The 9,393-nt window shown below is 72.6% G+C and carries 12 protein-coding genes; 6 read left to right on the plus strand and 6 right to left on the minus strand.

Going from position 1 to position 9,393, the window contains the following annotated elements; translation table 11 throughout:
- The coding region (locus DEIPI_RS40870; protein WP_211238245.1) for a hypothetical protein at positions 1-230 on the minus strand (230 nt) is incomplete at its 3' end.
- Here DEIPI_RS40870 and DEIPI_RS0105280 point away from each other — a divergent pair.
- Complete coding sequence (locus DEIPI_RS0105280) at positions 229-810, plus strand: MFS transporter (RefSeq protein ID WP_027481094.1); 582 nt, start codon at positions 229-231, stop codon at positions 808-810. The genes DEIPI_RS40870 and DEIPI_RS0105280 overlap by 2 nt on opposite strands.
- Before the next feature lie 37 nt (positions 811-847).
- Complete coding sequence (locus DEIPI_RS28730) at positions 848-1,537, plus strand: phosphatase PAP2 family protein (protein WP_045233685.1); 690 nt, start codon at positions 848-850, stop codon at positions 1,535-1,537.
- A gap of 21 nt (positions 1,538-1,558) precedes the next feature.
- Here DEIPI_RS28730 and DEIPI_RS0105290 read toward each other — a convergent pair whose 3' ends face one another.
- Positions 1,559-3,217, minus strand: coding sequence for a RecQ family ATP-dependent DNA helicase (locus DEIPI_RS0105290; protein ID WP_027481095.1), 1,659 nt, complete (start codon positions 3,215-3,217; stop codon positions 1,559-1,561).
- A 179-nt stretch (positions 3,218-3,396) separates the two neighbouring features.
- Complete coding sequence (locus DEIPI_RS0105295; protein ID WP_027481096.1) at positions 3,397-5,208, minus strand: glycoside hydrolase family 15 protein; 1,812 nt, start codon at positions 5,206-5,208, stop codon at positions 3,397-3,399.
- A 232-nt stretch (positions 5,209-5,440) separates the two neighbouring features.
- Here DEIPI_RS0105295 and DEIPI_RS0105300 point away from each other — a divergent pair, with 232 nt between their 5' ends.
- Entirely contained in the window at positions 5,441-5,671 is a 231-nt protein-coding gene (locus DEIPI_RS0105300) for a hypothetical protein (protein WP_027481097.1), read from the plus strand.
- Positions 5,672-5,725: 54 nt separating this feature from the next.
- On the opposite strand, the gene DEIPI_RS0105305 is transcribed toward DEIPI_RS0105300, so the two are convergent.
- Positions 5,726-6,157 (minus strand): SufE family protein, encoded by a 432-nt coding sequence (locus DEIPI_RS0105305; RefSeq protein WP_027481098.1) that lies wholly within the window; start codon positions 6,155-6,157, stop codon positions 5,726-5,728.
- A 108-nt stretch (positions 6,158-6,265) separates the two neighbouring features.
- Between DEIPI_RS0105305 and DEIPI_RS0105310 the strand changes: the two genes are divergently transcribed.
- A complete protein-coding gene (locus DEIPI_RS0105310; protein ID WP_027481099.1) occupies positions 6,266-7,150 on the plus strand; it encodes a sulfurtransferase in 885 nt (294 codons plus the stop codon).
- A gap of 4 nt (positions 7,151-7,154) precedes the next feature.
- On the opposite strand, the gene DEIPI_RS0105315 is transcribed toward DEIPI_RS0105310, so the two are convergent.
- Positions 7,155-8,129: a metallophosphoesterase family protein gene (locus DEIPI_RS0105315; RefSeq protein ID WP_027481100.1), complete on the minus strand. Its 975-nt coding sequence runs from the start codon at positions 8,127-8,129 to the stop codon at positions 7,155-7,157.
- A 93-nt stretch (positions 8,130-8,222) separates the two neighbouring features.
- On the opposite strand from DEIPI_RS0105315, the gene DEIPI_RS0105320 reads away from it, so the two are divergent.
- On the plus strand, positions 8,223-8,462 hold the full coding sequence (locus tag DEIPI_RS0105320; RefSeq protein ID WP_027481101.1) for a hypothetical protein: 240 nt from the start codon (positions 8,223-8,225) through the stop codon (positions 8,460-8,462).
- Positions 8,463-8,643: 181 nt separating this feature from the next.
- On the opposite strand, the gene DEIPI_RS35330 is transcribed toward DEIPI_RS0105320, so the two are convergent.
- Positions 8,644-9,123 carry a hypothetical protein gene (locus tag DEIPI_RS35330; protein WP_027481102.1) on the minus strand — a complete coding sequence of 160 codons (480 nt, stop codon included), beginning with the start codon at positions 9,121-9,123 and terminating at the stop codon, positions 8,644-8,646.
- Between the two features lies 1 nt (position 9,124).
- Here DEIPI_RS35330 and DEIPI_RS40875 point away from each other — a divergent pair.
- Positions 9,125-9,393, plus strand: a 269-nt coding sequence (locus DEIPI_RS40875) for a hypothetical protein (RefSeq protein ID WP_211238246.1), incomplete at its 3' end; no start/stop codon positions are given.

Raw genomic sequence — 9,393 nt, forward strand, 5'->3', positions numbered from 1 at the left:
ACCGCGACCTGCTCGCGCGCGCCAACAGCCTCACCGCCGGGGCCGCCATGGGCCTCCCGCTCGCCGGGTACGGGCTCGGCGGCGTCCTCGCGAGCACCCTCGGCACGGACGTAACGCGGCTGCTCGCCGCGCCCGCGTACGCCGTGATGCTGCTCGTCGGCGGCGCTGCTGCCCGCCCTGCCGCCCGCCGCCGACGGGCACGGCGAGCCGCGCTTCCTGCGCGACCTCATGGAGGGCCTGAACGTGCTGCGCTCGCAGTCGGTGCTGCTCGCCCTGCTCGCCCTCACCTTCACCCTCAACCTCTCGCTGAACGTCGTGAACGTCCGCGCGCCCGTCTTCATGACCACCAGCGGCGCGGGCGCGGGCGGCTACGCCCTCTTCGAGGCCTTCGTGTCGGGCGGCGCGCTCGCGGGCATCCTGCTCGTCGGACTGATCTCGCGCCGCGTGAGCCTCGACGCGCAGGTGGGCGTCGCGGTGGCGCTCCTCGCGCTCGGCGTGGCCGCCCTCGCGCTGCCCCTGCCCGCCGCGTGGTTCGCGGGCGCGGCCCTCGCGGGTCTCGGGCTCGGCATCGGCGACGTCGCCGCGATCACCCGCGTGCAGCTCCTCGTGCCGGGCCACCTGCGCGGCCGAGTGGCGGGCGCGATGATCAGCGTCACCGCGCTCGGCCTGTCGCTCGGCGCGGTGCTCGGCGGGACCGCCCTGAGCGGCGCGGCGCTCATGCCGACGCTCGGCGCGGTCCTCGCGCTCCTCGCGCTCGGCTGGGCCCTGCTCGCCCGCCGCGCGAGCATGAAGCCGTCTTTCGCCACCTGACCGCGAGGCGTGAGCGCGCCCGCCCCACACTGGAGGTGTGCGTGAGACCTCCCGGGGCCCGCGTGAACGCCCCACACCCAGACCGAGGGTCCGCCGGGCCCTCGGCTTCCTGCTGTTCGTCCTGATTCCCCTGCTCGGCGTCGGCGACATCGCCAAGGACGTCTACGAGCGCCAGGCCTTCCCCTGGGAGGCGCCCTTCATGGTCGCGCTGCGCGGGGGCGCGCCCCCGCTCCTCACGAAGGTCGCCTATGGCGTCAGCGTCGTCGGCGCGTGGAGCGCCACGCTGCCCGTCGTGCTGCTGCTCGCCGCCTGGATCTGGACACGGGCGCGCGCCTCGGCGGTGTTCGTCGTGGCGGGCGTGTGCGGCGCGGCGCTCCTGAACTTCCTCCTCAAGCTCTTCTTCCACCGCGAGCGCCCCATGGACGTGACGCGCCTGTGGCACGCCGACGACGCGTCCTTCCCGAGCGGGCACGCCATGACCGCCGCCGCGCTCGCCGCGACGCTCGTGGCGCTGACGTGGCGTACCCGCTTCCGTGGGCTCACCGTGGTGCTCGGCGCGCTCTACGCGCTCGTGATGGGCTACACCCGCGTGTACCTCGGCGCGCACTACCCCACGGACGTCCTCGCGGGCTGGGGCCTCGGGGTGGCCTGGGTCGCGTCGCTCGCGCTGCTGATGTGGCCGACGCTGCACCGCGCGCAGCGCGAGGCGGACGCGAAGCTCGACTGAGCTTCGCGTCCGCCTCGGAGGTCAGCCCTCAGCCTCCTCCAGCAGACCGTTTTCCAGCACCACCGCCAGCGCGAGCGTCTGGTAGCCGCGCTCGTCGAAGAGCACCGTCACCTTGCCCTCCTCCAGCCGCACCACCTGACCGTCCCCGAAGCCCGGGTGACGCACCCGCTCGCCCACTCGGAAGGGCGCGTCCTCGTCACGGGCGCTGACGCGTCCCGCGCGGCAGTTGTCGCAGCGTCCGCAGGGCGGGTCGAAGGCCTCCCCGAAGTAGCTCAGCAGGTACTCGCGGCGGCAGCCCGCCGTGGTGGCGTAGCCGCGCATCATCTCCAGCCGGGAGCGTTCGTACTCGCGGCGGTGCTCCTGATGGGACGCGGCCTCCGACGCGGCGTCCGTGAGCGCGTCGCCCGACACGGTCCGGCACAGCTTCACGCGTCCGCCGCGCGTCATCTCGATCGCGCCGACCTCCTCCAGACGGCTGAGCGCCGCGAGGAACTTCGTCTGCGCGAGCCCCGTCTCCTGCGCGAGGGCCTTGGTGGTCACCGCGCGGCCCGCGATCTCCAGCAGGCGCAGCACGCGCTCCAGGTCGTCGGCCTCCATGGGGGTGCTCTGCGCGAAGAAGCGGCGCAGGCGCAGGTCCCGCTCGCAGAAGAAGAGGTGCACCTCGGCGTCCTCGCCGTCGCGGCCCGCGCGGCCCACCTCCTGGTAGTACGCGTCCACCGAGCCCGGCAGGTCCGCGTGCGCCACGAAGCGCACGTTGGGCTTGTCGATGCCCATCCCGAACGCGGTCGTCGCGACGACCACCTCCAGCTCGTCGTCCATGAACGCGACCTGCGTCTCCTCGCGCTCCTGCGGCTTCATGCCCGCGTGGTAGGCGCGCGCCCGCAGACCGCGCGCGCACAGCGCCTCCGCGATCTCCTCGGACTTGCGGCGCGTGCTGGCGTACACCAGCCCGGGCTTCGCGGACCGCGCCACGTAGTCCAGCAGGTCCGCGCGGCGCGTGCCGTCGTCCTCGTAGCTGCTGACGCACAGCTCCAGGTTCGGGCGGTCGAAGCCGCTCACGATGACGTTCGGCTCGCGCATCCCGAGCCGCTCGACGATCTCGGCGCGTACCGGGGGCGCGGCGGTCGCGGTGAGGGCCAGCACGACGGGCCGCCCGAGCGCCTCCACGGCCGAGCCGAGCCGCAGGTACTCCGGGCGGAAGTCGAAGCCCCACTCGCTCACGCAGTGCGCCTCGTCCACCACGAACAGGCTGGGCTTCGCGGCGCGCAACCGCGCGACGGTCTCCTCGTTCGCGAGCTGTTCCGGCGCGAGGAAGAGGAACTCCAGCTCGCCCGTCTCGAAGGCGCGCATCGTCTCCTCGCGCGCCGCCGCGCTCAGCGTGGAGTTCAGCAGGGCCGCGCGGCCCGTGTCCTCGGCGTGCTCGTCCAGGGCGGACACCTGGTCCTGCTGGAGCGCGATGAGGGGCGAGATGACGAGCGTCGGCCCGTCCAGGGCCATCCCGGCGAGCTGGTACACGGCGGACTTGCCGCTGCCGGTCGGCATGACCGCGAGGGTGTCGTGACGGGCGAGGACGGAGCGGATCGCCTCCTCCTGCCCTTCACGCAGGGACTTGTAGCCGAAGACGGATCTCGCGAGACGGCGAAGCTGCCGTCCCGCCGTGGGGATGGGCTGTGTGGTCATGGGTGACGTCGTTTCTGGCGCGAGGGTCGTGGACGCCCCGGCATGGCGCGGGCGCGTGATGGGTGACATTTCGGGAGGCTCCCCGGGAGGGGGAGGTCACGTCCGGTGGAGCCTCCTCACTCTGCTCCGACGCGCGGTGTGGGGGTGAGGGCGCGCCTCAACGCCCGTTCACACACGCGCTAGCGTTCGCTGAGGGAACGGTCGAGCTGGAACGCCGCCGAGATCATCGCGAGGTGCGACAGGGCCTGCGGCATGTTCCCCACCAGCAGGCCGCCCACGGACACCTGCTCGGACAGCAGACCCAGCGGGGACGCGAAGCTCAGCAGGCGGTCGAACTTCGTGCGGGCCTCCTCCAGCCGCCCGGCGCGCGCGAGGCACTCCACCAGCCAGAACGAGCACGCCAGGAACGCGCCCTCCTCGCCCGCGAGGCCGTCCACGGCGCCCCGGTCGAGGCGGTAGCGGAACACCAGCGGGCCCACCGCGAGCTCCTTCTGGATGCGGTCGAGCGTGCCGAGCCAGCGCGGGTCGCGCGGCCCGACGAACTTCACGAGGGGCAGCAGCAGGTTCGCGGCGTCCATGACGTCCTCGTCGTACGCCTGCGTGAACGCGCCGAGCTCCTCGCGGTAGCCGCGCGTCATGACCTCCTCGTAGATGAGGTCGCGCTGCTCGCGCCAGCGCTCCAGGGGCCCCGGCAGGCCGCGCTGCAGCGCGATGCGGACGCCGCGCTCCAGCGCCACCCAGCACATCACGCGCGACAGGACGTGCGGACGCCGCCCGCTGCGGACCTCCCAGATGCCGTCGTCGGGTTCGCTCCAGTGGTCGCAGACCCAGTCGAGGATGCGGCGCACCTCGGTCCACTCGTCGTAGGAGAGGGGCTCGCCGTGCTTGTTGTACAGGTAGATCGCGTCGAGCAGCTCGCCGTACACGTCGAGCTGCGACTGGTGCGCCGCGCCGTTGCCGATCCGCACGGGCCTGGAATCCCGGTAGCCGGAGAGGTGGCCCAGGGTCTGCTCGTCGAGGTCGCCGTCCCCGCCGATACGGTAGATGGGGGAGACCGTGCCGGTGTGCCCCTCCTTGGAGCGGGCCTCGACGAAGTCGTTGAAGGCCTTGGCCTCCGCCGTGAAGCCGAGCCGCAGCAGGGCGTACACCGTGAAGGCCGCGTCGCGCGGCCACATGTAGCGGTAGTCCCAGTTGCGTTCCCCGCCGACGCGTTCCGGCAGGGACGTGGTGGGCGCCGCGACGATCGCGCCCGTCGGGGCGAAGGTCAGGAGCTTGAGGACGAGGGCGCTTCTCCGCACCTGCTCTCGCCACAGGCCGTCGTAGCGGCACCCCCTGAGCCACGACCGCCAGAACGCGAGCGTGTCGCGTTCCAGCGGCCCGAAGCGGTGCGTCTCGTCCGCGTCGTCCGCACCGAGGACGAAGCGGGCCTCCTCGCCCTCGCGCAGCGTGAACTCCACGGTCACGCCGCCGTCCCCCGCGTCCCGCAGGGGGCGGTCGCCGTGCAGGTGCAGCGTGAGGTCCGGGGAGCGGAAGACCGCGTGATGCCCGTCCAGGGTGAGCTCGTGCGTGGCCCGGGCGTAGTCGAAGGCGGGACGGCAGGTGACGCGCACGGCCACGGGCCCCCCGACGGCCTGCACGCGCCGCATGAGGCGCGGCGGTGGCCCGCCCTCCCCGAGCGGCCGGTTGAGGCTCACGCGGGCCTCCTCCGGGACGGGCATGAAGTCCGTGACGGTCAGGACGCCCTGCTCCCCGAGGAAGACGGTGGAGAGGACGTTCGTGTCGGGCAGGTACATCTGACGGGAGCGCTCGTACGGGGTGGCGGGTTCGATGAGGAAGCGCCCGCCGCGCTCGTCGTCGAGGATCGCGGCGAACACGCTGGGACTGTCGAAGTGCGGGTAGCACCACCAGTCCACGCCGCCGTGACGGCCCACGAGCGCGGCGGTGCGCATGTCTCCGATCAGGCCGTAGTCCTCCAGGGGCAGGTAGGGCATCTGGGGGAGGTGTACCACCTTCGGGACGTGGCGGTTGTCACGGGTGCCCGATTGCGAAGCCCGGCTGAAGGCCCGCTCAAGACCGCGCCGACGCCGACACGCGTGCCGCCCGGCCTTCCGTGGTCCTCGCGCGGGCGGTGAGCTCGGCGGGTGTTGCGCGGCTGAGATGAGCAGCAACCCGCCTTGCCCGTCGGGTCACCCCCCGGACCGTGAATGCTGCTGCAATGAGGGCATGTCACGAGCGTTCGTGAAGGATGACGCCGACGTCCGCTGGACCGGCGCGGAGGAAGCGCCGGAATTCGCCGTGTACTGGGGCCGCGACGCCCGCTCCCTCGACCCGGACCCGGTGAGGCAGGGCTCGGATTTCGCGGGGCTGCTGCGCTGGGCGGCGCGTCAGCCGGGAGGGTACTTCCAGGTGCGGGACCGCGCCGGGCACCGTCTCGCGGAGCTCACCGACCGCTAGGGTTCACGAGGAGCGGGCCGGAGGTCACCCTCTGGCCCGCCTTTCCGTTTCGCTTCAGGCGTGCGCCTGCACCTGGTTCTTGAGGCGGCGCAGGATGGCGTGCATGCCGTTGAGGCGGTTGGGCGTGATGAGCTCCTGCAGGCCCATGTCGAAGTAGAAGGTGTCGGGGACGTTCAGGACGTGCTGGGGGCTCTCGCCGCGCAGACCCTCGGTGAGGATCCCGGCGAAGCCGCGCACGGTGGGCGCCTCGGCGGGCACGTCGAAGTACATCCGCACGTGGCCGTCCTCCACCTCCGTCGCGAGGAAGAAGGGGCTGACGCACTCGGGCACCTGCTCCATGCGTTCGGGGTGGTCCCTGTACTCGGCGGGCAGCTCGGGCAGCTTGCGGGAGTACTCCAGCAGCGCCTGCAGGCGCATGTTGCGCGGGAGGCTCTTGAACATCTTGACGATGCCCTCGAGCTTTTCGGGCATGGCGGCGTCGGTCATGGGCACACTCTAGCGGTCCGCCGGGGCGCACAAGGTGCTCCGGACCAACTTGACGATTTTTGTCAACAATCCTTCCGCGTGGTTACAATGACGCCGAGGAGGACCACCATGACCCATACCGAAGACAACCGGACCGGCTACGCGCACGACGTGCTGGTCTCCACCGACTGGGCCGAGCAGCACCTCGGCGATCCCGGCGTCCGCTTCGTGGAGGTCGACGAGGACATCCTGCTCTTCGAAACCGGCCACGCGCCCGGCGCCGTCAAGGTCGACTGGCAGCTCGACTTCTGGGACCCCGTCATGCGCGAGTTCATCGGGCCCGAGGAGTTCGCCGCCCTGATGGGCCGCCTCGGCATCACCCCGGACACCACCGTCGTGCTCTACGGCGACAAGAGCAACTGGTGGGCCGCGTACGCCTACTGGTTCTTCCGGTACAACGGGCACACCAACGCCAAGATCATCAACGGCGGACGTCAGAAGTGGGTCGCGGAGAACCGCCCCCTCACCACCGACGCGACCGAGGTCACGCCCACCACCTACCCCGTCGGGCAGCGCGACGAGAGCATCCGCGCCTACCGCGACGAGGTCCGCGCGCACATCGAGAAGGTCCGCGCCGGAACGGGCGCCATGGTGGACGTCCGCAGCCCCGACGAGTTCAGCGGCAAGGTCACCCACATGCCCAACTACCCGCAGGAGGGCGTGCTGCGCGGCGGTCACATCCCCGGCGCGCGCAACATCCCCTGGGCCCGCACCGTCAACGAGGACGGCACCTTCAAGACCCCCGACGAGCTCCGCGCGCTCTACGAGGCCGAGGGCGTCACGCCCGACAAGGAGATCATCGCGTACTGCCGCATCGCGGAACGCAGCAGCCACTCGTGGTTCGTGCTGACGCAGCTGCTCGGCTACCCGAAGGTCAGCAACTACGACGGCTCGTGGACCGAGTGGGGCAACGGCGTCGGCCTGCCCATCGAGAAGACCTACACCGCCGAGTAAGGCCTCAGCGCAGCTCCGGCACGCGTTCCACGCTCCCGTTCACGCCGTTCAGGCGCGACGGGAGCGTGTTCACGTCCACCTCCGCGCCCGTCGCGGCGTCGAAGGTGCGCAGACGCACCACGCCCGCCCGGGTGTCCACGTCCGCGACGGTGACGGTGCTGCGCGCCGTGCCGCGCGTACCGACGTAGTCCCGCCCGCCGACGCCGCCCGTGGCGAGCACGTTGAGCTTCCCCCGCCGACCCGGGTAGTACGCCGCGTGGTGACCGCTGACGTAGGCCAGCACGCCGTACCTCTCCATCAGGGCGCGCAGGTCCTCCGCGCCGAGCAGCGTGTCGCCCGCGTTGTCGCGCTCGGTGCTCACGCCGTACAGGGGCAGGTGCCCCACCACGATCCGCATCGCCGCGCCGCGCGCCTCGGGCGACGAGAGCTGCCGCTCCAGCCACGCGCGGTCCACCCGGTTGCTGCTCGCGTCGAGGATCACGAAGAACACCCCGCGGAACACGAAGGTGTACTCGAAGGGGAAGCGCGAGCGCTCCACGAGGTCCAGCGTGGGCGGACGCGCGGCCCAGTACGCCGCGAGCGCGTCCCGGTCCGCGCGGAAGGTGAACGAGCCGTCCGGACGCCGCGCGGACGAACCGTCGTGGTTGCCCACCGCGAAGGCCGCCGGGATCCCGGCGTTCCTGAGGGGCGCGGCCACGTCCCGGTCGAAGGCCGCCCACATCGCGCGGCGCGCGGCGTCCGTCAGGGAGAGCTTCTGCCCGGCCACCACGTCGCCCGCCGAGACGAGCAGATCCGGCCTCCACTCGTTCACGACGCGGCCCATGACCCGCGCGAGCGGCGCGGGGTACGTCGTCGCGCCGTACGGCCCGTTGAAGTCGCTCAGCAGCACCATCCGGAAGCCCTCCGCGGGCGTGGCGAACGGGGCGGGGGAGGGCGCGGCGAGCGCGAGCGCGAGGGGCAGCAGCAGACGGGCGAGCATGGCTGCGTTCTATCACCGCGCGGACGGCGGTGGATAAACCGCGCTTGGCCCTCGCCCGATGGACCTCGCACCCGTGCGCCGCATCCTGAAGGCATGATCGACGACACCGAACAGCGCCGGGACGAGAACCGCGACGCCACCCCCGACGACCGGGGAGACCTGCTCGGGCGGGGCGTGCGCATGGACCCCAACCTGCCGCCCATGACACCCACCGCGGGCGCCACCGTCACGCCCGACGCCCTCGGGAGCAGCGAGGCGGACGAGCAGCGGCAGGCCGTCATGGACCTCGACCGCGCGCACGGACGCGACCCCGACACCGGCTCGGACTTCTGACGAGGGCCGCGGAACGCTCCGGGGCGGCCCTCCGCTTCTCTGGGCCGTCAACGCGTCTCTCCACTCATGGCTGCCTGCGGAACGCTCCGGGGCGGCCCTCCGCTTCTCCGGGCCGTCAACGCGTCTCTCCACTCATCGGACCGGCGTGGACCAGATCGGCCCACGCCGGATGTCGGGACGGTCAGGTCCTCAGGCCGGGGCGGGCGAGCAGCAGCGCGCCCGTGCCCCACACACCACCGAGCGCCCACACGGCGAAGCCGAGCGCGGGGACGCCGAGGGTCGCCGCGAAGGCCGCCAGGCCCAGGACCGCGCCGAGCACGTCCGCCTGCGGTAGGCGCAGCGCCCGCGCGACGGTGCGGCCCGCGTCCTGCAGGCTGACGCTCAGGCCGACGCTCATGGCGAGCAGCAGCAGCACGCCGCCCGCGAAGGCCGGAACGAGGAAGCCGCTCACGCTGCCCAGCACGAGGGGCGGCACCACGACGCCCACGACGAGCGCCCCGATCGCGAAGGTCCGGACGGGCGCGTGCCGCTGCCTGCGCGCGAGCCGCGTGGCGACGCCGCTGAGAAACAGCAGCAGCGTGATCGCGCCGAGCGCCGCGACGTAGATCTGCGTCCAGGCGGCCCCGCCCAGCCACGCCAGCAGCGGCTGGAAGGCACTCACGGTGCCCAGCGACAGCAGCGGGACGCGTCACGAGGCCCTGCCGCGCGCCCGCCACGTCCCCCAGCAGGGCGCTCACGGGCCCCTCCACTCGGGCGCCGCGCTCCTGCCGCACGTCCCCGAGGAAGGCCACGGCCTGGCCGTCCACGCGGGCGCCGGGGTTCAGCACGACGTTCCCGCCGAGCGCGATGACGTTGCCGCTCACGTGCCCTTCCACGACGACGTTCCCGCCGATCCGTACGAGGTCCGCGCCGCCACGTCCCGCGAAGAGGC

This window comes from Deinococcus pimensis DSM 21231 (genome assembly GCF_000519345.1).
Lineage (GTDB): Bacteria > Deinococcota > Deinococci > Deinococcales > Deinococcaceae > Deinococcus_A > Deinococcus_A pimensis.

Excerpts from the sequence above, each read along its gene's own strand:
- DEIPI_RS0105300 (WP_027481097.1), top strand. The coding sequence starts at position 5,441 with ATGTCACGAGCGTTCGTGAAGGATGACGCCGACGTCCGCTGGACCGGC.
- DEIPI_RS0105295 (WP_027481096.1), bottom strand. The coding sequence starts at position 5,208 with ATGCCCTACCTGCCCCTGGAGGACTACGGCCTGATCGGAGACATGCGC.
- DEIPI_RS0105305 (WP_027481098.1), bottom strand. The coding sequence starts at position 6,157 with ATGACCGACGCCGCCATGCCCGAAAAGCTCGAGGGCATCGTCAAGATG.
- DEIPI_RS0105315 (WP_027481100.1), bottom strand. The coding sequence starts at position 8,129 with ATGCTCGCCCGTCTGCTGCTGCCCCTCGCGCTCGCGCTCGCCGCGCCC.
- DEIPI_RS0105280 (WP_027481094.1), top strand. The coding sequence starts at position 229 with ATGGAGGGCCTGAACGTGCTGCGCTCGCAGTCGGTGCTGCTCGCCCTG.
- DEIPI_RS0105310 (WP_027481099.1), top strand. The coding sequence starts at position 6,266 with ATGACCCATACCGAAGACAACCGGACCGGCTACGCGCACGACGTGCTG.
- DEIPI_RS0105320 (WP_027481101.1), top strand. The coding sequence starts at position 8,223 with ATGATCGACGACACCGAACAGCGCCGGGACGAGAACCGCGACGCCACC.
- DEIPI_RS0105290 (WP_027481095.1), bottom strand. The coding sequence starts at position 3,217 with ATGACCACACAGCCCATCCCCACGGCGGGACGGCAGCTTCGCCGTCTC.